Annotated in this window: 22 protein-coding genes; 10 read left to right on the top strand and 12 right to left on the bottom strand. The window is 72.3% G+C overall.

The window, feature by feature from the left end:
• Window positions 1-111 precede the first annotated feature (111 nt).
• Window positions 112-294, top strand: a complete 183-nt coding sequence (locus tag ACLF3G_RS14955) for a hypothetical protein (protein WP_430670185.1) — start codon at window positions 112-114, stop codon at window positions 292-294.
• Window positions 291-1,676 carry an amidase gene (locus ACLF3G_RS14950; protein ID WP_430670184.1) on the top strand — a complete coding sequence of 462 codons (1,386 nt, stop codon included), beginning with the start codon at window positions 291-293 and terminating at the stop codon, window positions 1,674-1,676. The genes ACLF3G_RS14955 and ACLF3G_RS14950 overlap by 4 nt, the downstream gene beginning before the upstream one ends.
• A gap of 4 nt (window positions 1,677-1,680) precedes the next feature.
• On the opposite strand, the gene ACLF3G_RS14945 is transcribed toward ACLF3G_RS14950, so the two are convergent.
• Entirely contained in the window at window positions 1,681-3,972 is a 2,292-nt protein-coding gene (locus ACLF3G_RS14945; protein WP_430670183.1) for an HlyD family efflux transporter periplasmic adaptor subunit, read from the bottom strand.
• Complete coding sequence (locus tag ACLF3G_RS14940; protein ID WP_430670182.1) at window positions 3,972-5,432, bottom strand: TolC family protein; 1,461 nt, start codon at window positions 5,430-5,432, stop codon at window positions 3,972-3,974. Before ACLF3G_RS14940 ends, ACLF3G_RS14945 begins: the two co-directional genes overlap by 1 nt.
• A gap of 208 nt (window positions 5,433-5,640) precedes the next feature.
• Here ACLF3G_RS14940 and ACLF3G_RS14935 point away from each other — a divergent pair, with 208 nt between their 5' ends.
• Window positions 5,641-6,039, top strand: coding sequence for a hypothetical protein (locus ACLF3G_RS14935; protein WP_430670181.1), 399 nt, complete (start codon window positions 5,641-5,643; stop codon window positions 6,037-6,039).
• A gap of 243 nt (window positions 6,040-6,282) precedes the next feature.
• Here the strand turns inward: ACLF3G_RS14935 and ACLF3G_RS14930 are convergent, their stop codons facing one another.
• From ACLF3G_RS14930 to ACLF3G_RS14915, 4 genes are all read right to left on the bottom strand, one after another.
• On the bottom strand, window positions 6,283-7,455 hold the full coding sequence (locus tag ACLF3G_RS14930) for an ABC transporter permease (RefSeq protein ID WP_430670180.1): 1,173 nt from the start codon (window positions 7,453-7,455) through the stop codon (window positions 6,283-6,285).
• Window positions 7,449-8,117 carry an ABC transporter ATP-binding protein gene (locus ACLF3G_RS14925; protein WP_430670179.1) on the bottom strand — a complete coding sequence of 223 codons (669 nt, stop codon included), beginning with the start codon at window positions 8,115-8,117 and terminating at the stop codon, window positions 7,449-7,451. The genes ACLF3G_RS14930 and ACLF3G_RS14925 overlap by 7 nt, the downstream gene beginning before the upstream one ends.
• A gap of 60 nt (window positions 8,118-8,177) precedes the next feature.
• Window positions 8,178-8,606, bottom strand: coding sequence for a hypothetical protein (locus ACLF3G_RS14920; protein ID WP_430670178.1), 429 nt, complete (start codon window positions 8,604-8,606; stop codon window positions 8,178-8,180).
• 131 nt (window positions 8,607-8,737) lie between these two features.
• Window positions 8,738-9,841, bottom strand: coding sequence for a DUF2125 domain-containing protein (locus ACLF3G_RS14915; protein WP_430670177.1), 1,104 nt, complete (start codon window positions 9,839-9,841; stop codon window positions 8,738-8,740).
• 40 nt (window positions 9,842-9,881) lie between these two features.
• Between ACLF3G_RS14915 and ACLF3G_RS14910 the strand changes: the two genes are divergently transcribed.
• Window positions 9,882-10,529 carry a gamma-glutamylcyclotransferase gene (locus ACLF3G_RS14910; RefSeq protein WP_430670176.1) on the top strand — a complete coding sequence of 216 codons (648 nt, stop codon included), beginning with the start codon at window positions 9,882-9,884 and terminating at the stop codon, window positions 10,527-10,529.
• A 218-nt stretch (window positions 10,530-10,747) separates the two neighbouring features.
• On the opposite strand, the gene ACLF3G_RS14905 is transcribed toward ACLF3G_RS14910, so the two are convergent.
• The 4 genes from ACLF3G_RS14905 to ACLF3G_RS14890 are packed head-to-tail and all read right to left on the bottom strand — an operon-like array spanning window position 10,748 to window position 13,838.
• Window positions 10,748-11,530 (bottom strand): lysophospholipid acyltransferase family protein, encoded by a 783-nt coding sequence (locus ACLF3G_RS14905; protein ID WP_430670175.1) that lies wholly within the window; start codon window positions 11,528-11,530, stop codon window positions 10,748-10,750.
• 43 nt (window positions 11,531-11,573) lie between these two features.
• Window positions 11,574-12,251 carry a YdcF family protein gene (locus ACLF3G_RS14900; protein WP_430670174.1) on the bottom strand — a complete coding sequence of 226 codons (678 nt, stop codon included), beginning with the start codon at window positions 12,249-12,251 and terminating at the stop codon, window positions 11,574-11,576.
• Complete coding sequence (locus ACLF3G_RS14895; protein ID WP_430670173.1) at window positions 12,248-13,114, bottom strand: cell division protein FtsX; 867 nt, start codon at window positions 13,112-13,114, stop codon at window positions 12,248-12,250. Before ACLF3G_RS14895 ends, ACLF3G_RS14900 begins: the two co-directional genes overlap by 4 nt.
• Window positions 13,107-13,838 (bottom strand): cell division ATP-binding protein FtsE, encoded by a 732-nt coding sequence (locus ACLF3G_RS14890; RefSeq protein WP_430670172.1) that lies wholly within the window; start codon window positions 13,836-13,838, stop codon window positions 13,107-13,109. The genes ACLF3G_RS14895 and ACLF3G_RS14890 overlap by 8 nt, the downstream gene beginning before the upstream one ends.
• 122 nt (window positions 13,839-13,960) lie before the next feature.
• On the opposite strand from ACLF3G_RS14890, the gene ACLF3G_RS14885 reads away from it, so the two are divergent.
• A complete protein-coding gene (locus ACLF3G_RS14885) occupies window positions 13,961-14,515 on the top strand; it encodes a zinc-ribbon domain-containing protein (RefSeq protein ID WP_430670171.1) in 555 nt (184 codons plus the stop codon).
• Between the two features lie 10 nt (window positions 14,516-14,525).
• Here ACLF3G_RS14885 and ACLF3G_RS14880 read toward each other — a convergent pair whose 3' ends face one another.
• Both ACLF3G_RS14880 and ACLF3G_RS14875 read right to left on the bottom strand, forming a co-directional pair.
• Window positions 14,526-15,206: an orotate phosphoribosyltransferase gene (locus ACLF3G_RS14880; RefSeq protein WP_430670170.1), complete on the bottom strand. Its 681-nt coding sequence runs from the start codon at window positions 15,204-15,206 to the stop codon at window positions 14,526-14,528.
• Window positions 15,203-16,504 carry a hydantoinase/carbamoylase family amidase gene (locus ACLF3G_RS14875; protein ID WP_430670169.1) on the bottom strand — a complete coding sequence of 434 codons (1,302 nt, stop codon included), beginning with the start codon at window positions 16,502-16,504 and terminating at the stop codon, window positions 15,203-15,205. Before ACLF3G_RS14875 ends, ACLF3G_RS14880 begins: the two co-directional genes overlap by 4 nt.
• Before the next feature lie 44 nt (window positions 16,505-16,548).
• Between ACLF3G_RS14875 and ACLF3G_RS14870 the strand changes: the two genes are divergently transcribed.
• The 5 genes from ACLF3G_RS14870 (at window position 16,549) to ACLF3G_RS14850 (ending at window position 21,998) form a co-directional block, all read left to right on the top strand.
• Window positions 16,549-17,625: a hypothetical protein gene (locus tag ACLF3G_RS14870; RefSeq protein WP_430670168.1), complete on the top strand. Its 1,077-nt coding sequence runs from the start codon at window positions 16,549-16,551 to the stop codon at window positions 17,623-17,625.
• A gap of 5 nt (window positions 17,626-17,630) precedes the next feature.
• On the top strand, window positions 17,631-18,449 hold the full coding sequence (locus ACLF3G_RS14865; RefSeq protein WP_430670167.1) for a dihydroorotate dehydrogenase electron transfer subunit: 819 nt from the start codon (window positions 17,631-17,633) through the stop codon (window positions 18,447-18,449).
• On the top strand, window positions 18,443-19,369 hold the full coding sequence (locus ACLF3G_RS14860; protein ID WP_430670166.1) for a dihydroorotate dehydrogenase: 927 nt from the start codon (window positions 18,443-18,445) through the stop codon (window positions 19,367-19,369). Before ACLF3G_RS14865 ends, ACLF3G_RS14860 begins: the two co-directional genes overlap by 7 nt.
• 63 nt (window positions 19,370-19,432) lie before the next feature.
• Window positions 19,433-21,013: a benzoylformate decarboxylase gene (gene mdlC / locus ACLF3G_RS14855; protein ID WP_430670165.1), complete on the top strand. Its 1,581-nt coding sequence runs from the start codon at window positions 19,433-19,435 to the stop codon at window positions 21,011-21,013.
• Window positions 21,014-21,038: 25 nt separating this feature from the next.
• Window positions 21,039-21,998, top strand: coding sequence for a Bug family tripartite tricarboxylate transporter substrate binding protein (locus ACLF3G_RS14850; RefSeq protein ID WP_430670164.1), 960 nt, complete (start codon window positions 21,039-21,041; stop codon window positions 21,996-21,998).
• Window positions 21,999-22,044: the final 46 nt, after the last annotated feature.

Raw genomic sequence — 22,044 nt, 5'->3', positions numbered from 1 at the left:
ATCCCCTGAATTGCGTGGCACGCCGGTAGCATGCAGGGCGGCTTGCCGGGAGAGGCTTCGGGCGTGACACTCGACGCTGTCCACGAAGGAAGGCCGCCGATGCCCGACCCGATGCCCGAGCCCCTGTTCGACGCGCTGATCGCCCGTGCCGGGCTGACCCTGACGCCGGACCAGCGGGCCAGCATCCACGCCGCCTCCCGCCACCTCGCCGCCGCCACGGAAAAGCTGCGGCCACAAGGCGGCGTCGAGGTCGAGCCCGCCACCGTCTTCGCACCGAAGGGTTCGGACGCATGAGCGGCCTGCCCATGAGCCTGGCCGAGGCGGGGCGGCTGATCGCGGCCCGGAAAGTCTCGCCGGTGGAACTGGCGGACATCGCGCTGGAGAAGGCCGAGCGCCGCAACCCGGACCTGCACGCCTTCATCCGCCTGACGCCGGAGGTGGCGCGCGCCCAGGCGCAGGCCGCCGAGGCGCGGCAGATGCAGGGTGGGCTGCTCGGCCCGCTGGACGGCATCCCGATCGGCCACAAGGACATCTACGAGACCGCCGGCATCCCCACCACCGGCCATTCCCGCATCCTGGAACACCACGTGCCGGCGCGCGACGCCGCCACGGTGCGCGCCTGGGGCGGCGGCGGCGCGGTGATGGTGGGCAAGACGGCGACGCATGAATTCGCCTGGGGCGGCCCTTCCTTCGACCTGCCCTGGCCGCCGGCGCGCAACCCGTGGGACACCACGCGCTTCACCGGCGGGTCCTCCACCGGCAGCGCCGCGGCGCTGGCGGCCGGCATCGTGCTGGGCGCGACGGGCAGCGACACCGGTGGGTCGATCCGCGGCCCGGCCGGGCTGTGCGGGCTGGCCGGCATCAAGCCGACCTTCGGCCTGTGCAGCCGCGTCGGCATCCTGCCGCTGGCCTACAGCCTGGACACCGCCGGCCCCCTGGCCTGGACCACGGAGGATTGCGCGCTGCTGCTGCAGACGATGGCCGGGCACGACCGGGAGGACCCGTCCTCCGCCGACCGCCCCGCGCCGGACCTGTTGATTGGCCTGTCCGGTGGCGTGAAGGGCCTGCGCATCGGCGTCATCCGGCATTTCCACGAGCGTGACATCGTCGCCTCCGCCGCCGTCCGCACCGGCGTGGACCACCTGGCGGATGTGCTGCGTGCCGAGGGTGCGACGGTGCGGGACGTGACGTTGCCGCCGCTGATGGACTTCAACGCCGTCGGCTGGGTGATCCTGATGTCGGAGGCGCTGGCGGTGCACGAACCGTGGCTGCGCGCCCGCTTCAACGAATATGGCGAGTTCCTGCGCGAAAGGCTGGCGCTCGCGTCCCTGGTCTCGGCCACGGATTACATCCAGGCGCAGCGGCGCCGGCGGGAGCTGACGGCGGCGGTGACGGCAGCGATGGCCGACTGCGACCTGCTGCTGACCGCGGCGCAGGTGGGCGAGGCGCCGGTGATCGAGACCGTCGGCAAGTTCGCCAGCCTGGAAGCCCCCGGCCTGACCATCCCCTTCAACCTGACCGGCCAGCCGGCGATGACGGTCTGCACCGGGTTCGGGGAGGGCGGCCTGCCGGTCGGCGCCCAGATCATCGGCCGGCCCTTCGAGGATGCGCTGGTGCTGCGCGCCGGCCATGCCTTCGAACGCGCCACGTCCTGGCGGGCGAAGCGGGCGGAGTAGGCGTTCAGGGCAGCACGAGGTCGCCCGGCTCCAGCCCGCTGCGGATCTCGACGCCGTCCGGCGTGTTGATGCCCAGCACCACCGGCACGACCTGGTCCTGCCCGCCGCGCCGCACCCGCACCACGCGGCCGGCGCCGAAATCCTGCACGACATGCGGCGGCACCACCAGCGCGTCCGGCTTGTCATAGGTGATGATGGACAGGCTGGCGGACATGCCGACGGCCAGTTGCCGCCGCTGGTCCTCCGCCAGATTTTCGACCGCCACCACCACCGGGAAGGTCGGCATGCCGGTGCGGGATGAGGCCTCGCCGCCGGCCTGCGCCGCGACGCTGGTGACGCGGCCTTCCAGCACCAGCCCGCCGAAGGCATCGCCGGTGACGCTGACCTTCTGACCGACGCGGACGTTGTTGACGTCGATCTCGTCTACCATCGCACGGACGCGAAAGCTTTCGAGCGCGCCGAGGGTGAACATGGTCTGGCCGCGCTGCACGCGGGACCCGGCCTCGATGGTCTCCGCGCGCCTGCCGCCCGCACCCTCGGGCGGCATCAGCACGACGCCGGAGACCGGCGCCAGCACGGTGGCATTGGCGACATCCGATTCCAGTTCGCGCACCTTGGCCTCGGCATTGGCGAGTTCGAGTTCGGCCACGCGCAGTGTCTGCGGGTCACCGCGCGCCAGCGTCGCCTCCAGATCGTTTTCCGCCGCCTGCACCTGCAATTGCTGGTTCCGCTGCTGCTGCACCAGGGCGCGGTGTTCATCCGCCGCGATGATGCCGCGCGACAGCAGCATGCGGGTCTGCGCCGCCCGCGCCGCGATGTCGGCGGCTTCAAGCCGGGCGGCGGCCAGTGTCCGGCGGGCGCGCGCCACCTCGAAGCCGGTTTCCCAGCCGCGCAGTTCGGCCACGCGCTGGCGGGCGCGGATCTCGGCGCTGCGGGCATCGCGCAGCCGCACCTCGACCTCGCCGAGGTTCAGCCGCAGCAGCGGCGCGCCGCGTTCGACCTGGCCGCCGTACTGGAACAGCCTTTCCTGCACCAGCCCGTCGAACGGCCCGACGACGCTGACCAGCGACCCCGCATCCAGCATCCCCACCACGGCGATGCGGGCGGTGACCGGGCGCGGCAAGACCGCGATAGGCTGCGCGCCGTCGCTGCTCGCCACCTCGCCGCCCCAGCCGGAGGGCATCGGCAGCCAGGCATAGGCCCCCGTCGCCAGCAGCAGCGCGGCGACGCCCGCGGCGCCGGCCAGCCGCGCCAGCCGCACCCGGCGTTCCACGCGCTGCGCCCGCACCGCGCCCTGTTCCAGTTGCAGGTAGGCGGTCTGCAACTTGCGGTGCTGGTCGGCCAGGTCGCGGCTCAGCGCCGCCTCGGCCTCGGCCAGCCGCTCCGTCTCCGTCACGTCGGTCAGGCTGGCGGTGACGCCGAGCCTGCCCTGCTGCGGGCCGACGCGCATCCGGTAGGCGCGGCTGGCGACCGAGATGCGACGCCCGGCGAAGCCCACGGTGCGGCGCGGCACCGGGGCGTCCTGGCTGATCGGCGCCAGGATCGCATCCAGCAGGTCGTCCGCCGCGCCATCCTCGGGCAGCAGCGATTGCAGCGTGGCGCCGGTGGCGGTGTCCGGCAGCGTGCCGAGCAGTGCCGCGGCGGCGCCATTGATGGCCGTCACGGCGCCATCGCTGCGCAGCGTCAACACGCCATCCGTCAGCCCATCCATCGCCGCGCTGAAATCGAGGTCGAGCCGGTCATGCGTCGCGCGAAGTTCGTCCTCCGACGCCGCGAGGCGGGCATGCGCGGTATCCAGCTCCAGCATCCGCCGGCGCAGTTCCAGCTCCGTCACCACCCGCGCCGCCAGCAGGCCGAGCCCCTCAAGCTGCGCCGGGGCCAGGTCGCGTGGCACGACATCGACGACGCAGAGCGTGCCGAGCGTGAAGCCGTCCTCGGAGATCAGCGGCGCGCCGGCGTAGAAGCGCAGGAACGGCTGGTCGGTGACCGTGGGATAATCCGCGTAGCGCGGATGCGCGGCCAGATCCGGTACCACCAGCAGGTGGCGTGCCTTGATGGTGTCGTTGCAGAAGGCGTGCTCGCGTGCGCAGGTCAGCAACGCGGCGTCGAAGCCATGCGCCGCCTTCAACCATTGCCGCCCGGCATCCAGCAGCGCGACATAGGCCATCGGGCAGCCCGTGAGCGCCGCCGCCAGCCGCGCCACATCGTCGAAGGCGGCGTCCGGCGGCGTGTCGAGGATGGCGTAGCGTTCGAGCGCGGCGAGGCGCGCGGCTTCGGGCGAGGCGGCGCCGTCCATCACGGCTCGTTCAGGCTGATGCGCCAGGTCTCGAGCGTGGTACCGAGCACCTGGTCCATCGCCGTCAGCGCATTGAGATAGGCGATCACCGCGCCCAGCTCCGTGCTTTCGGCCTGTTGCAGCGCGGTCTGGAAGGACACGACCTGGAAGTTGCTGGACCGCCCGGCCTGGAGCTTCACCAGCTCCGCCGAAAGCTGCTCCGCCGTCAACTGTCGCGCCCGCGCGGCGAGCTGCGCCTGGCGGCGCTGCGCCTCGATGGTGCGGACGGCGTTCTCGGCCTGGGCGCGCACCGTATCGCGCGCCAGTTCGGCTGCGACCTCCGATTGCCGCAGGGCAACGGTCGCGTTGACCTCCTGCTGTTCGCGCGACAGCACGCCGATCGGGATGTTGACGCGCAGGCCGATGTTGAAGTCGGACCGCACGGTGGACAGCGCGCCGATGGTGTCCAGCACCTGGGACCGCAACGCCTGCTGCCCGGTGCCGGCGACGATGGAGACATCCCAGAGCCGCTGGTTGCGGGAGATGTCGAGGTTGATGCGGTTCACCTCGATCGCCAGCAGGGTGGACAGGTAGCCCGGCTGCCTGGCGTAGGCGGTGGCCAGCGCCCGGTCCAGGTCGATGCGCACGGCAGGCGCCGCCGGTCGCTCGCTGGCCCAGACCGGGGAGGCCGGGTCGACGCCCATCAGCACCAGCAGCGACAGCCGCGCCGAATTGGCCGCGTTCTGGGCGCCGATCAACTGCAACTCCTGCTGCGCGATGCTGGCCTCGGACTGGATCAGCTCCACCTGCGCCAGGCGGCCGGCGGAGATCAGCGCGCGGTTCACCTCCACCAGTTCGCGGGCGCGGCGCAGGCTGTCGCCGGCGATGCGAAGCTGCTCCTGGCTTTGCAGCAGTGTGCGGTAGGCGACGATGATCTGCGAGATCTGGTCGATGACCTGCGCCTGCAACCGCAGCTTCGCGCCCTGTTCGGAGATGCGGGCGATGCGACGCGGTGCCATCGCGTAGTCGATGCCGCCGCCGGCCAGCAGCGGCTGTTCCACCTGGAAGCCGATCTGGGACGGTGCCTGTGCGGTCTGGCCGCGCACATTGGTCTGCGTCGCCAGCCAGGACATGGTGAAGCGCGCACCCGTCGGCGTGTCCACGCTGACCACCGGGCCGAGGCCGGCCTGGGTGACGTTGACCCCGGCATTGCGGCTGCGGCCGATGTCGCCGGCGATGCTGAGCCGTGGCGCGAAGCTGTTCTCCGCGACGCGCAGCGCGAAGCGGTCGGCGATGCGTTGCAGGTAGTCGCCGCGGATGCCGCGGTTGTTGCGCAGGCCGAGGAACACCGCCTCCGGCAGGGTCAGGGCGACGGAACCTTCGGGCCCCCGTGGCGCCGGGCTACGGGCCGGTTGTGCCCCGGCGGGTCCGGCCAGCAGCACCAGCAGCGCGCCGAGGCCCGCGGCGACGCGAATTCCCACCTTGAAGCCCCTCCTTGACTGCCGATTCAACCAGAGGTCGAGTATCACATCGCGTGGGTGAGGGCAGCAATGTGGTGCTCAACAAGGATACAAAGATGGTGCCTATGACGCGCATTGAGGATAGCTGAATTGTCGCAGTAGTGGAAAGCGTGCAGCCTTCCGTTTGTCAGGGCGCCAACAAGGCTTGCCCGGAAATAGGAAGCGCATCATGCGTATCGCGACGAAACTGGCCACCGCGGCACTGGCCCTGGCGGCAATGACGGCAACCAGCGGCAGCGCCTCGGCGCATGAGTGGAACCACTCGGCCCGCACCTGGCACCACTCGTCGGTGCCGTCCTGCACCCTGCGGCTGGAAAGCATCGTCCAGGACAACCCGGGGCAGCCGCTCCGCGTCGTCATCACCAACACCAGCCACACCCGGCTGCGCTACAATGTCAGCATCGAGATCCAGCGCGGCGGCGGGCAGGGCACGGCCCTGACCGAGATACGCGTCGACAACGCCAATGCCGGCGAGCGCTCGACCGCCACCAGCCTGTCGGCGGTCAGCGGCTCCATGCAGGGCAGCCGCGTGACGCTGCGCGTGACCTCCTGCTCGATCCGGACCTGACCATCCGCACCGGCCCGGAACCCTCTCCCCCCGCTTGGGGGGGAGAGGATTGGGTGAGGGGGGCGGCGCGGGCTTGCCGCGCCCTCGCCGGTGGGTGCGCCCTTCTGCTGGCCGCCTGCGGCACGCCCGCGGTGCTGACCGCCCCGCCGATCTCCGCCAGCATGGCGCCCGCCGTCGCCCTGCCGGTGCCCGCCATCGCCGAGCCGACCGGGGAGGCGCCTATCAGCCTGCCCGACCCGGACCCTACTCCGCCCGCAGCGCCTCGATCGGATCGAGGCGCGATGCCATGACGGCGGGGTAGAAGCCGAAGAAAATGCCGACGGCGACGGACACGCCGGCACCGAGCGGCGCCGCGCTGGGCGAGATCACGAATTCCCAACCCGACAGCCAGGCGAAGCCCCAGGCCCCTGCGATGCCGAGGAAGATGCCGAGGACGCCGCCGGTCACCGACAGCAGCACCGCCTCCGCCAGGAACAGCGTGCGGATGTCGCCCGGCTCCGCGCCGATCGCCAGCCGCACGCCGATCTCCCGCCGCCGTTCCGCGATGGAGACCAGCATGATGTTCATCACGCCGACGCCGCCGAGCGCCAGCGCGATGGCCCCGACCGCGCCCAGCAGCAAGGTGAACAACTGCATCTGGCTCTGCATGCCGGCGATGAGCTGGCGCGCGGACTGCACGGAAAGGATGGCGTCGCGCAGCTTCGGCGCGAAGTAGCGCTGGATCTGCGCGGTTGTCTGGTCCGCATCCGCGTCCGGCCGCATCCGCGCGATGGCCATGGACAGCGCCGGGTTGGCCATGATGCGGCGGACATTGGGGATGGAGACGAACAGCGTGCTGTCGATGTCCACCGGCATCATCGGGCTGTGCAGCACCGGGTCGAGAATGCCGATGACGGCGAAGACGTAGCGCCCGATCCGCAGGTTCGAGCCGACGCGCAGCGGCGCATAGGGCGTGGACAACTGGCGCGCCAGGCCATGGCCCACCACCGCATAAAGCTCGTAGCGGTCGAGGTCCGAGATGAAGCGCCCGCCCTGCATCCGCAGGCGCGAGACCCGCGCGAAAGCGGCAGTGACGCCGAGGTGGGAGCCGTTGCCGACCTGCCCCTCATGCCCGACGCTGCCGCCACCAATGACGAAGGGCGCGATCTCCGCCACCATCGGCACCTCCCGCGGCAGGGCTTCCACATCGGCCAATTGGAAGCTGCCCATGCCGGTGGTGCCATCGACGCGCAGCGTCAGGATATCGGTGCCGAGCTGGCGGAACTGCCGCACCGTCTCGTTGCGCGCGATGGCGCCGACATTGAGCATGGCGATGACGGCGGCGGCGCCGATGACGATGCCGAGCAGCGCCAGCGCCGATCTCTGGCGCGACGCCAGCAGGTTCGCCGCGGCTTCCGCGACAACGCGCCTCAGCATTCCGACAGCACCCCATTGGCCAGCACCACCTGGCGTTCGCATTGCGCGGCGACGCCAGGGTCGTGGGTGATGATCAGGATCAGCACGCCGTATTCGCGCTTCAGCTCCAGGAACAATTCCATGATTTCCTGGCTCACCTTCGGGTCGAGCGCGCCGGTCGGTTCGTCCGCCAGGATGACGCGCGGCTCGCCCACCAGGGCGCGGGCGATGGCGACGCGCTGCTTCTGTCCGCCGGACAGCATCGCCGGCATGTGTTCGGTCCGCTCGCCGAGGCCGACGCGTTCCAGCATGGCGATGGCACGCGCCCGCGCCTCGGCCTCCGGCGTGCCGCGATACATCAGGGGCAGCGCCACGTTGCGCCAGGCATTCAGCCGCGGCAGCAGGAAGAACGACTGGAAGACGAAGCCGATGAGGCGGTTGCGCAGGCGCGAAAGCTCCCGCGCCTCGGCGCGCAGCACGTCCTGGCCATCGATGCGGTACTGGCCGCTGGTCGGCTTGTCGAGCAGGCCGATGATGTTCATCAGCGTCGTCTTGCCCGACCCCGACCCGCCCATGATGGAGACGAGCTGGCCGGCCGCCACCGTCAGCGACAGGTGTCGCAGGATGTGCATCTCGCCGGGGCCGACCCGGAAGGATCGGCCGATATCCACCAGTTCCAGCATGCCGGAGCTACGGCCGGGTGCGGCAGGGCGGTCCAGCCCTGCCGTCGGGCCGCATCATGCTCAGCGGCAGGCGGTGACGGAGACGGCCGGGCGGCCGTTGCCGGGCGGCATGTCGTAGGTCACGGTCACCGTGCCCATGTTGATGTTGCCGTCGGTGCCGTTGCCGAACTTGATGGTCTGGCTGGCGTTCGACGCCAGCGCGATGCCTGGAAGCTGCGCGCTGAACACGCTGACGTTCGAGCCGAAGCCGCCGAAGTTCAGCTGCACCGTCAGCGGGGCGGACGTGCCGTTGCGGACCTGCACGTAGTATTCGTAGCGGTTGCCGCCCAGGCCCGTCTGGTAGACCGAGTCGACGAAGGCGCGGCCGCGGCAGCCGGCGGTCTGCGCCTCGGCGGGGGCCGGCGCCAGCCCCAGCAGGGGGGCGAAGGCGAGGCCGGCGACCAGGGTGCGGCGGGCCAGGGCACGGGCGGTGGAGGCGAAGCGGGTCATCTTGGCGGTTCCTTGCGACGGGGAGGGTGCGGGTGCCGCCCTCCGACACAAGGAGAGTATGATGCGAAGATGTTTCCCTCCAGGTTGAACTGCCTATGGCACGCATAGGCTGCGATTTGACCTCCGCGCCATCAGCGGCGCGGTGCGGCAGCCGGCCAGACCCAGGGCTGCACGCGCAGCACCGGGATCCGGGCCAGCGCCAGGGTCCGGTCCTCCAGCGTCACGGGCACCTCGATCTCGGTGGCGCCGGCGGCGTTGGGGCGGGCCATCAGCGGCAGCATGATCCGCGCCGTGCCGGCGGCCCGGCGGCCGACAAGGCCGGCATCAGCCAGGGCCTGCAATGCCTCGTTCGCGCCGGTGACGCGCAGGCTGCCGGCCCCCATCGGTTGCAGCGCCTCGTCCAGCGCCAGCGTCGCCGCCGCCGCCACCTGCGCCGGGCCCCACTGCACCGCCAGGCGCGACAATTCGAAGGAGCCGCCGCCGTCGCGCCAGGCCTCTGCGCGCCGCGCGGGCACGCGGCCGGGTGGCACCGGGCCGCTCAGCGCCGCCTCCGCCGCCAGGGATTCGATGCGGCGGCCGAAGACCGGGTTCGCCGCGCCCGGGGGCATCGGCAGGTCGATCGCGACGGCCTCCAGGCTCAGTTGCAGCGCCGCCTCGTCATCCGTGGCGGTGGCGGTGGCGGCGGCGGAAAATCGAAGGCTCGCGACCTCCATCGGCCCGGCGGGCGTGGCGAGCCGCAGGCGCCCGGCCAGCACCACCGCCTCCCGCGGCGGGGTGTCGGCTTCCAGCGGCACCAGCGCCACCAGTTCATCCGCGGCGAAGCGCCATTCCGTGGCATCCAGGCGCAGGCGCTGCGCCCCCGGCATTTCCACCCGAAGCTGGTTCAGCCGCGGCAGGGTGACGCGCAGCACCACGCGCTCCGCCTCCAGCGCCAGGCCGCCAGGCAGCGTCGCTGCGCCACCTTCCAGCCGTACGGCGCCGAGGGTCAGGGTGGCGGAGAACGGCCAGCCGCCGCGTACCGGGGGTGCGTGCTCCACCTGCCAGCCCTGCGCGCGCCGGATCTCCACCCAGGTGGCCAGCCCGGCCTCCAACTGCCCGGCCATGATGCGCCACAGCACCGCGTGGCCGGCACCCAACGCCAGCACCGCCAACAGGGCGCCAAGCGCCAGGCGCGGCCCGATCGGCCGCCGCCGCGGCCCTGAGATGGGGCCACCAATGGGGCCAGAGCTCTTCATTTCCATTCCGCCGGCAGCTATAGCCCGAAGCGACCCGCCCGTGCAGACCTTCTCCTCCCCCACCGCCCGCGAAATCCCAGTGCCGCTGCATGACGGCGCGCTGTGGGTGTTCGGCTATGGCTCGCTGATCTGGCGGCCGGGCTTCGCGCATGACAGCAGCCATCCGGCGCTGCTCAGCGGCTTCCATCGCCGCTTCTGCCTGTGGTCGCACCGCTACCGCGGCACGCCGGAAGCGCCGGGGCTGGTGCTGGGACTGGATCGCGGCGGCGCCTGCCGCGGCGTGCTGTTCCGCGTGCCGGGCGCTGCGGCGGCCGAGGTGCTGCGCTACCTCGACGACCGCGAACTGCCGGATGGGGCGGAGGTGGTGTACCACCGCCGGGTGCTGCGGGTGCGCCGGCTGGATGCGCCGCGGCACGGCCCCAGCAGCGGACCGGTGCCGGCCGTCACCTATGTCGCAAACCGCGCCTGCCGGCTTTATGTGCGCTCGCTGGATACCGCGGCGGCGGCGTCGGCCATCGGGCGTGGCGTCGGCCAGATGGGCGCCAACCGGGACTACCTGCTGAACACCATCCAGCACCTGGCGGAAATGGGCGTCCACGATGCCGGCCTGGCGCGGATCGCGGCGCTGCTGCCTGCCCCTGCGCCGGCCAACCCACATAGGGCCAACCCACAGTCCTCCGCAGATTAATCCACCGACCGCAACGCAGCGACGCGGTCGGCGGAAGCGCGGGGACAAGACGGACCTCTGTTTACGGACAGCACCGGCGAGCGATCAACTAAATCAACAATATCAGTATCTTGACGGATTTTCAGACCAGCGGTGGCGTAACAACAGCATGAACCCAGAAGCCGGATTCGGCGGAAGAACAGGGGCTTGGCTGGTGCGGCTGCCGCGCTACGGCAGGGTCAGTCCACAGATTTATCCACAGCGGGCTGACCCGTTGGAATCGCAGCGATTGGCCCGGCCTGCGGCTCCGCCATCAGCCGATCCGTCTCGCCCTCGATCTGCGTCTCGAGCGCCGTCAGAAGGCGCGCCCGGTTCAGACCGGGCGGCAGCGGCGGCAGCAGGGAGATGCGGATCATCCCCGGGCGCTTGATGAAATGGCGCCGGCCCCAGACCCGTCCGCTGTCGGTCGCCACCGGCACCACCGGCGCCCCGGTGCCGGCGGCAATGGCGACCACGCCCGGCTGGTAGCTGACGCGCTGGCCCACCGGCGTGCGCGTGCCTTCCGGGAAGATCACCACCTGCCGGCCAGCGGCGACGCGCGCGGTGGCGGCGCGCAGCATGCCGCGAAGCGCGGCGCCACCCCCTTCGCGGTCCACCGGGATCATGCCGGCCTTGCGTGCGTGCCAGCCATACAGCGGGATGCGCAGCAATTCCTTCTTCATCACATAGGCCGGCTCATGCAGCAGGCTGAGCCAGATGATGGTGTCGAAGGCCGATTGGTGCTTCGCCGCGATCACCACACCGCCGGGCGGCAGGTTCTCCCACCCGCGGATCTCCACCTTCACGCCGACGGACCAGCGCAGCGCCCAGATCACCAGCCGCGCCCAAAGCTGCGTCATCGCCAGCGCGGCGCGCCGCGGCATCACCAGGGTCGGGATGGTGATGATGGCGATCACGAAGGTGATGCCGAAGAACAGCAGGTTGAACAGCAGGGACCTGGCCCAGATCATCGCCTGGCTCATGCGGATGCCGGTCGCGGCAGGCCGGGATTCCGGGGTATCGATCTCATGGCAGCGCCTGCTCCTTCGCCGGCAGGAAACGCGTGAGCCCGGCCGCCGCCGCCACATACTTCAGATACTCGCCGGGCAGCAGGGTCCATCGGCGCATCGCGGAGACCGCCCTGGCGCGTGGCGGGGACTCCGCCCCGGTGCGTGGCGGGGACTCCGCCCGGGCGTGTTGCGGCGGATCCGCGTCCGCCCGCAGCGCGGCGGGGGTCACGGGGTGCGGCACCAATCGGAGGGCGGGCGCGGCGCGGCGCAATTCCAGAAGGGCGCGGGGCATGTGGTAGCCGGCGGTGACGACGCGGATGGAGGCGATGCGCTGCGCCCGCGCATAATCCGCGACCTCCGCCGCATTGCCGCGCGTGGTGGCGGCGACGCGGCCGAGGATGACGCGGCCTTCCAGCGCCGCCGGCGGCCGGCCATGCGCCCTGGCCAGCTCCGCCAGGGTCAGGTCAGTATTGGCGCCGGAAACCAGCAGGCGCGGCGCCAGCCCATCCTCCAGCAGGCGCAGCGCCGTCTCCACGCGGTCCGATCCGCCGGTCAGCACCACGATCGCATCCGTCGGACGCTCCGGTGCCGCCACCGGCGCCGCGGCCTGCGACAGGAAGCCGAGGAAGCCGGCGCCCAGCGCCAGCACCGCCAGCACCGATGCGGCGAGGCCGAGCCGCAGGAAGCGCCTCACGGCAGTTGCCGCAGCCAGCGCCGCACGGTGGCCTGCGCGGTGCCCCAGCCGACCAGGTAGGCGACCGGCGGCAGCGCCAGCAGTCCAAGCCAGGGCAGCCCCGCCAGGCTGTCCATGCGTCCCTCCGCCCCGACCCAGGGCCCGGCGAGGTTCGCCAGCAGCCCGAGCGCCGGCACCGCGCCCAGCGTGCCGGCAAGCGCGCCGGCGGCGGCCAGCAGGCCGAGCCGGCGGGCGAAGCGGCCGGCGATGTCACGGTCCCGCGCACCCAGCCCGTGCAGCACCTCGATGGCGTTGCGGCGCGATGCCAGGCCGGCCCGCGTCGCGACCGCCACCACCGCGGCGGCCACCACCGCGACCAGCAGCAGCACGCCGAGCGCCATGGCCTGCAGGCTGCGCGCCAGCGCCGCCAGCCGCTGCACCCACAGCCCATGCGCCTCCACCAGCGCGCCGGGCACCTGGCCGGACAGGCGGTCGCCGATCAGCACCGGGTCCGTCAGCGCGCTGCGCAGGCGGAGCTCGATGACGCCGGGCACCGCCAGCGCCGGCGCATCGCCAAGCCAGGGGCGAAGCAGCGCGGCCAGGCGCTCGGCCGGCATGGCGCTGGCCTCCGCCACCTCCGGCATGGCGCGCAGGGCCACCAGCGCGCGCTCGATGCGGGCGGGGTCGGAATCCGGGATCTGCACCGTGACGGCGGCGGCGGCACCGCGCTGCCAGCGCTCCGCAAGGCCCGCGGCGCCCTGCGCGCCGGCCAAAGCGAGGGCGGCCAGCAGCGCCATGGCGGCGACCAGCCCAGGCAGCAGCAGGCCGGACAGCGCCCGGCGCAGGCCGAGTGGGTCGCGCGAATAGCGCCGGCGCCTAGCCATCCGGGTGCTCCTCCGCATCCGCCTGGTCGAGCCCGCGGGCGGCGTCGAGGTCGTCCAGGCGGCCGTCGCGCAGCAACAGGGAGGGTGCCGGGAACCGCGCGACCAGATCCTCGTCATGGGTCGCCACCACCACGGTGGTGCCGAGGCGGTTCATCTCCCGCAGCAGGGCCAGCAGGCGGCGGGCCTGGTGGGTGTCGAGATTGCCGGTTGGCTCGTCGGCGACCAGCAGGGCCGGGCGGTGGACCACGGCACGGGCGATGGCGATGCGCTGCTGCTCGCCGCCCGAAAGCTCCGGCGGCAGCGCCTCCGCCCGGTTGCCGAGGCCGACCCAGCGCAGCATCTCCGTCACGTCGCCCCGCAGCGTGCCCTCCGGCTGGCCGGCGAGCCGCAGGGGAAGAGCCACGTTGTCGAAGGCGGACAGGTAGGGCAGCAGCCGGAAATCCTGGAACACCACGCCGATCCGGCGGCGCACCGGGGGCAGCGCGGCGCGCTTCGCCCGGGCGGTGCGCAGGCCGAGCACCTCGACCTCGCCCCGCGTTGGCCGTAGCGCCAAGTGCATCAGGCGCAGCACCGAGGATTTGCCCGCCCCGGAGGGGCCGAGCAGCCAGGTGAAGGACCCCTGGGGCAAGGCGAAGGTCACGTCGACCAGCGCCTCCGGCCCCCAGGACCCACTATGCGGGCCGCCGCCAGGGTAGCGGAGACCGACCGCTTCGAAGCGAACCATGGGCGGTGTGTGCCACGCGCCGGGCGCGGCGCCAAATTACGCGCTGCTGATGCAACCGTGCGGGGCGGCACGCCTGTTCACGGCTGGACGCGGCGGGCGCGGCGCTTCAAAACTGTGTCTGCATGCGAATTTCCTGTCCAAAATGCGACGCCGCCTATGAGGTGCCCGATACGGCGCTCGCCACGGGGCCGCGCCGGCTGCGCTGTGCCCGCTGCGGGCACCAGTTCCAGGCAGCCCTGCCCGGCGCGGCGGCCCTGCCGGGAGCGGCGACCGGGCCGGGGAAAGCACCCGGGCGTGCCGAGCCGCCTTCCGCCGCCGGCAGTGCGCCGGCCGCGGCGGATCTGCTGCGGGCGCAGCTCGCCGCGGCACCCGCCCCGCCGCTGCCGACCCCGCCCCCGCGCCTTGCCGAGAAGATCGCGGCGGACAAGCCGCCGGCACCCAGGCCTGCGGCCGAGCCTCCGCCGGCACCCACGCTGCCGCCGATTCCCGAGACCCGCGCGCAGGGCCGGCTGCGCGATGCGCCGGCCAGCCCGCCGGACCGCTTCACCCTGGTCGGCTGGCTGCTGACCATCGCCGTGCTGGCGGGCGCAGGCTACGCCGCCTTCGCCTACCAGGCCGAGATCGTCGCCGCCTGGCCACCGGCCCTGCGGGTCTATGCGCTGCTGGGCCTGACCTGAACGGCGCCAGTCAAACCGGCGCCGGCAGCCCGCCATGCGCGGCCGACCAGGCGAAGGGGTCGGCAAGGTAGCGGCGCAGTTCGGCCAGCGTGGCCGGCGGCCAGGTGCCGCGCGCCTCGGCCTCCGGGAGCACATCCTCCCACGTCGCGAGCGCGAACAGGCTGGCGCCGATATCGGCGATGTCGGTCACCACGCGATCGAAGATGCCCCATTTGAACAGCACGAAGATCGTCGTCACCTCCGCCCCCGCGCGGGCCAGGGCGCGGCTGTAGCCGGCCTTGCTGCGGCCATCGGTGGTGACGTCGCTGACCAGCAGCGTGCGTGCGCCGGGCCGCAGCGCGCCCTCGATATGCGCGTCCGCGCCGAAGCCCTGCGCGCGACGCCGCACCGTGACGAAGGGCAGGTGAAAGCGCTCGGCCAGCATGGCGCCGATGGCGATGCCGCCCTGTTCGGTGGCGGCCACGGCATCGAAGCCGTCGAAGCCGACTTCCTCCAGGATGCGCGCCTCGGCGCCGTCCAGCAGCGCGCGGCGGGCCAGTGGCAGGGACAGGGCGCGCGGCATATCCAGATAGGCCGGGCTGGCCCAGCCGGAGGACAGCATGAAGGGCCGGTCGGGCCGCAGCAGGATGCTGCCGGTATCCAGCAGGATGCGCGCCGTGCGGCGGCCGATGTCCTTTCGGTCCAGGCTCATCGTCCAACAGCCTCCGCACCCGTCAGCAACAGCGCCTGCAGCACCGAGGCGCCGGCGAGGAAGTCGGAAAAATCCATCGCCTCGCGCGGATTGTGGCTGCCGTGCTCGTTGCGCACGAACACCATGGCGGCGGGCACGCCGGCGCCCGCGAAAATCGCCGCATCGTGGCCTGCACCGCTGGCCAGGGTCTCGTGCGGCATGGCCGCCGCCGCACAGAGGCGCTGGGCGTGGGCCAGCAAGCGTAGGTCCATTTCAGCGGGCGGCGTGCGCACCGCCGGGCCGAGTTCGATCCGCACCCGGCGCTCGCGCGCGATCTCGGCCGCCTCGGCCTCGGCCAGTTCCAGGAAGTCGTCCAGGGTGCGCTCGCTTTCGCTGCGGTATTCCAGGGTGAAGCGCACCTCGCCGGGCACGCGCGTCATCGCATGCTCACGCGGATCCGTCGTGAAGATTCCGAAGGTCATCACCAGGTCCTCGCCGCGTTCCAGCAGGGTGCGCCAGCTGGCATCGAGGCGCATGGCGAGGTCGGCCGCGCCCAGCACCGCATCGCGCCGCAGCCAGCGCGGAACCGCGCCGGAATGCGCGGCCTCGCCCACGCAGCGCGCCGCCGGGTGGCGGTGGTTGCCGCGGATGCCGGAGACCAGGCCGACCGGCACGCCGCGCGCCACCATCACCGGCCCCTGTTCGATATGCAGTTCGACGAAATGCGAGAGCCGCGCAGGGTCGAGCAGCCGCGTGCCGGCTGCAACGACATCGGTGTCCGCACCCTCCGCCCGCATGGCGTCGCGCAGCAGCAGCGAAGAATCCTGAAGGCATGGCAGTTCGAGCCAGCGCGGGTCAAAGCGGCCGAACAGGGCGGAGGAGCCGAGATAGGGCCGGCCGAACCAGGCGCTTTCCTCGCCGCGCATTACCAGCAGCAGCAACGTGCGCGGTCGCGGCCCGGTCCGCTGGGCGGCAAGCAGCGCCAGCAGCCCGGCGATGACGCCCGCCGCTCCATCGAAATTTCCGCCCTGCGGCACGCTGTCGAGGTGCGATCCGCAGGCGGCGGCGGGCAGGGTGGGATCGGTGCCGGGCAGGGTGATGCGGAGGTTCGCCGCGGCGTCCCATTCCGTGGCAAGCCCGGCGCGTTCGGCCACCGCCTCGATCCGTCGCATCGCCGCGGTTTCCGCCAGGCCATAGGTCTGCCGCGTGATGCCGACGCCGTCATGATCCGCCGCGCGAAGCTCCTCGAACAGGCGCTGCGCGAGCTCGGCGAGATCCGGCGCGATGGGCGGGATCGCGCCATGATGGGGCAGGTCCATGGCGGATGCTCGCGCAGGCCTGTCGGCGCCGCAAGCCTCGGCCCTTGGCATTGCCGCTGCGACGCCCCACCATCGGCGGGCATTGGGCCGGGCAGCGCATGGACACCGACGATTTCCTCATCCTCCGTGCCGGCGAGGCCGACGGCCTGGTGACCCCGGCCGAGGCGCTCGACGCCATCGAGGCCGCCTGGCGCGAGTACGGCACGGCGCGCCAGGTGCTGTCCCGGCCTGCGGCGTTGTCGCTCGCCACGCCGGCTGCCGGCTTTTCAGTGAAGGGCGCGGTGCTGGCGGAGGACGGTTTGGCCGGCTTCCGCATCCTGTCGCGCGGCACCGCGTCCCGCGACTGGATCTGGCTCGCGGACCTGGAGGGCCGGCCGCTGGCGCTGATCGAGGCGTCCTGGCTACGCGCGCTGCGGACCGCGACCACCGCGGCGCTGGCGGCGCGGATGCTGGCGACGCCGGGCGCCACGAGCGCCGCGCTGATCGGCGCCGGGCGCATCGCGGCGCAACTGCCGGCGGTGCTGGCGGAGGCATTGCCCGGCCTCGCCGCGCTGCATGTCGCGTCGCGGCGGCCGGAGGCGGTGGCCGAGTTCTGCGTGACGCACCAGGCGAAGATGGCGCTGCACCCGGCCGACAGCGCGGCGGCGGCGGCGGCGAAGGCCGACATTGTCATCACCCTGAGCGGCGCCACCACGCCCCTGCTGCACGCCGCCGACCTGCGCCCCGGCGCCACCGTCATCGCGCTGGGGGAGGCCGATGTAGCGGCGGATGTGCTGACCGGCTGGGCGCAGCGCTTCCTCGTCGACAGCGACGACTTCAGCGCGGCGGGCGGCAACCTCGGCGCCTGGATCGCCGGCGGCGCCGTGACGGCGGAGGCGCTGGCGCAGCGGCTCTCCGCCGATCTTGGCCTGGTCGCGGCGGGGCTGGCCACGGGGCGGGAGAAGCCGGGGCAGAACGTGCTGGCGGTGATCCAGGGCATGGCGACGGGTGATCTGGCGCTGGCCGGCATCGCCTGGCGCAAGGCGCGGCTGCGGCGGCTCGGCCTGCGCTTCCCGCTGGGCGAGGCGGCCGCAACACGCTTCCGCGGCCCGACGCCGCGGCGCAACCGCAGCCTGCGCTAGGCTCCATGGAGACCGGGGCAGCGGATTTCCCGGTTGCGGAACGCGTGGCGCGGGTGCTGGACAGTGCGCCGGTCGGCCGGCGCTACCACCGGCTGCTGCTGGATGCCCCGGACCTGTCGGCGCGCAGCCGGCCCGGCCAGTTCTTTCACCTGCTGTGCCGGGACGCAGGTGGCCAGGGGCCCTATCTTCGGCGGCCGATGAGCATCTGGCGCTGCGGGCCGGACCAGCCGCTGGGCTTCCTGTTCCATGTGAAGGGGCGCGGCACGGCGGCGTTGGCGGCGCTGCGGGCGGGGGACCGGCTTTCGATGGTCGGGCCGCTCGGGCAGGGGTTCGTGCTCGAGCCCGGCTGGCGACGCATCCTGATCCTGGCGCGCGGCGTCGGTCTGGCCACGCTGGCGCCGCTGACGGAGGCCGCGGCGGCGCAGGGCATCGCGGTGCGCGCAGTGCTGTCGGCGCAGGATCCTGCGGATCTGATGGACGGAGAATTCGCCGGCACGTCTGGCGCCGCGATTACCGCCGTCTTCGACAGCGACGGTGGCAGCGCGGTGCCGGCGGTGGAGGCGCTGCTGCGCCAGGACTTCGCGCAGGCGCGGCCGGATGCGGTGTTCACCTGCGGTTCCAACCGGCTGTTCCTGCTGCTGCAACGGCTGGCAGCCGAGTATCGCATCCCCGGGCAGATCGCGCTGGAACAACAGATGGGCTGCGGCCTCGGCATGTGCTTCTGCTGCGTGCGATCCATCCGGGACGCGGACGGTACCGTGCAGAATCTACGCGTCTGCACCGAGGGCCCGGTCTTCGACCTGCAGGCGGCGCTGGCATGGTAGACCTGTCCGTCCGCATCGGGCGGCTCACGCTGGTCAATCCGGTGATGCCGGCGTCAGGTACATTTGGGCCGGAACTCGCCCAGGTGTTCGATCTGGATGCCCTCGGCGCGCTGGTGACGAAATCCGTCACGCCGCAACCCCGGGAGGGCAACCCGCTGCCGCGGCTGTGCGAGACCGAGGCGGGCGTGCTGAATTCCATCGGCATTCCCGGCAAGGGGCTCGACCATTTCCTCGCGCACGCCATCCCGGCGTGGCGGCGCTTCAAGCCGCCGCTGGTGGTCTCGCTGTCCGCCGACACCGTCGCGGGTTTCGCGCAGGCCGCCGCGCGCATCGCCGCCACGCCTGGCATCGCCGCCATCGAGGCCAACATCTCCTGCCCCAACCTGGAGGAGGATGGACGCGCCTTCGCCATGCATCCCGAAAGTGCCGCCGCTGCCATCGCCGCGATGCGCGCCGCCTGCGATCTGCCGATCTGGGCCAAGCTTTCGCCCAACACCGCCGACATCGCCGCGGTCGCGCAAGCCGTGGAGGCGGCGGGGGCGGAGGCGGTGGTGGTCGCGAATACGATTCTGGGACTTGCCATCGACATCGAGCGCATGGCGCCGAAGCTGGGCGCGGGCATGGGCGGGTTTTCCGGCCCGGCCTTCAAGCCGATCGCGCTGCGCCTTGTCTGGCAATGCGCGCAGGCGGTGCGCATCCCGGTCATCGGCGTCGGCGGCATCGCGACGGCCGAGGATGCGGTGGAGTTCCTGATGGCCGGCGCCACCGCCGTGCAGGTCGGCACCGCCAGCTTCGTCAGCCCGAATGCCATGCCCTCCGTCCTGGCGGGGCTTGCGGCCTTCTGCGCCCGCAAGAGCTTCGCCCGCGTCTCCGACCTCACCGGCCTGGCGCTGCCGGGGCGGCGGCAGGCGGCGGAATAGCCGCGCCGATTGCCGCGCGGCGAAGGCCCACCCTATGCTGGCCGGAAAGGGGAGCCCGAATTCATGCCCACGGTGCGCGAGGCGACGCTGGACCTGCTGCGCTCGCTGGGCGTCACCACGGTATTCGGCAACCCGGGCTCCACCGAACTGCCCTTCCTCGATCGCTGGCCGGCGGATTTCCGCTACGTTCTTGGCCTGCAGGAAGCCTGCGTCGTCGGCATGGCGGATGGTTATGCACGCGCCAGCGGCATGGCGGCCTTCGTCAACCTGCATTCGGCGGCGGGTGTCGGCCATGCGCTGGGCAACGTCTTCACCGCGCATCGCAACCAGGCGCCGATGGTCATCACCGCCGGCCAGCAGGTGCGCGCGCTGCTGCCGAACCAGCCCTTCCTCGGTGCGACGGAGGCCGCGTCCTTTCCGCGCCCCTATGTGAAGTTCAGCATCGAACCGGCGCGGGCGGAGGACGTGCCCGCCGCCATTGCCCAGGCCTTCCGGATTGCCATGCGGAAGCCCTGCGGCCCCACCTTCGTCTCCATCCCGGCCGATGACTGGTCGGCGCAGTGCGAGGTGCCGCAGGCCCGCATCCTGTCACCCGATACCGCGCCCGACCCGGCGCTGATCGACCAGGCGGCGCGGGCGCTCGCGGCATCGCGCCGCCCGGTTCTGGTGATCGGGCCGGAGGTGGATCAGGAGGGCGCGGGCCCCGCGATGGTGGCCCTGGCGGAGCGCATCGGTGCGCCGGTTCTCGCCAGCCCGTTCTGCGCCCGCATCGCCTTCCCCGAGGACCACCCGCTGTTCGCCGGCTTCCTGGCCGCCGCCCCGCAGGCGGTGTCCGAGGCGCTGGCGCCGCATGATTGCGTGCTGGTGGTGGGCGCGCCTGTCTTCACCTTCCACGTCGCCGGCATTTTCCGCAGCAACGTGCCGATTTTTCATCTGACCAGCGACGAGGCAACCGCCGCCTCCGCCCCCGCCGGGACCAGCATCCTCGGCAGCCTGCGCTTCGCCATTCCCGCGCTGCACGCGGCAATGCCGGAGGTATCACGGGTGGCGCCGCCGAGGCGCGAACACGCCGCGTCGCCAACTCGGAAAGATCCGATTCCCGCCGCCTTCCTGCTGGCCCGGCTGCACGCGGCGATGCCCGCGGATGCGATTTTGGTCGAGGAAGCACCCTCCCACCGCCCTGCCATGCAGGCGCAGATGCCGCGCACGCGCTGGGGCAGCTTCTTCACCATGGCGAGCGGTGGCCTGGGCTATTCCCTGCCGGCCGCCATCGGCGTGGCGCTGGCCAAGCCGGACCAGCGCGTGGTCTGCCTGATCGGCGACGGGTCGATGATGTACTCGCCGCAGGCGCTGTGGACCGCCGTGCAGCACGGGCTGCGCGTGACGACCGTGGTCATCAACAATGGCGGCTACGGCGCCATGCGATCGATCGGCCAGGCGATGCAGGTGCGGGATGTGCCGGGCATCGACCTGCCGGGCCTCGACTTCGTGCAGATCGCCCGCGGCATGGGCTGCCCGGGCCTCCGCGTCACCGACCCGGATTTGCTGGACGAGGCGCTGCGCCAGGCCTGCAGCGCGCCTGGACCGATGCTGGTGGAGGTCGTGGTCGATGCCGCGATCCCCACCCTCTACCACAAGGCCTGACCAACGGGCCGCAGCGAGCAACGCCATGCCGATCAGCCGCCGCCTCCTCCTCGCAACCGCGACCCTCGCCACGCCGGCGCTTGCCCAGGCCTGGCCATCGCGACCGGTGCGGCTCATCGTGCCGTTCCCGCCGGGCGGGCTGGTGGATGTGCTGGCGCGCAGCATCTCCCAACGCCTGACGGAACGGCTGGGGCAGCCGGTGGTGGTGGAGAACCGGGCCGGCGCCGGCGGCAACATCGGTGCCGATGCGGCGGCGAAATCGGCGCCGGACGGCTACACGCTACTGGCAAGTTCGCTCGGCCCGGTGGCGGTGAACCAGTTCATCTACCGCAGCATGCCCTTCGACACGCAGACCGCCTTCGCGCCCATCGTGCTGCTCGCCAGCACGCCGAAGGTGCTGTGCGTCGGCGCCACGAAACCGTGGCAGACCGTGCAGCAGGTGGTGGAGGCGGCGAAGGCGCGGCCAGGCGTGCTGACCGGCGGGTCCGCCGGCCCCGGCACCAGCCTGCACCTGGCGCTGGAGCTGTTCAAGCGCACCACCGGCACCGAGATCCAGCACGTGCCCTACCGCGGCGCGTCCATGGCCATCACGGACCTGATCGCCGGGCAGATCGACCTGGTGATCGACAACCTGCCCAACATCCTCGGCCAGATCACCGGCGGGCAGGTGCGGGCGCTGGCCGCCGCGACGCCGCAGCGCCTGCCGCAACTGCCGGACGTGCCGACCATGGGCGAGGCCGGCATCGACTTCGTCTTCGGCACCGCCTTCGGCATGGTGGCCCCGGCCGGCACGCCGGACCCGATCATCCAGCGGCTGGCGGAGGAGATCACGCTGGCGCTGCGCGACCCTGCCATCGGCGGCCGCCTGGCGCAGCAGGGTGCGGTGCTCGGCGGCGGCTCGCCGGAGGAATTTTCCCGACTTATCGCACGGGAGAAGGCGGTGCTGGAGCCTGTGATCCGCGCGGCCGGCATCACCGCGCAGTAGCTGGGGCGGCGTTACGCTCCGTCCCAGACGAGAAGCGATCTGCGGC

This window comes from Falsiroseomonas sp. HC035 (genome assembly GCF_050563525.1).
Classification (GTDB): Bacteria; Pseudomonadota; Alphaproteobacteria; order Acetobacterales; family Acetobacteraceae; genus Falsiroseomonas.
This window is presented reverse-complemented; position numbering and strand designations above follow the sequence as displayed.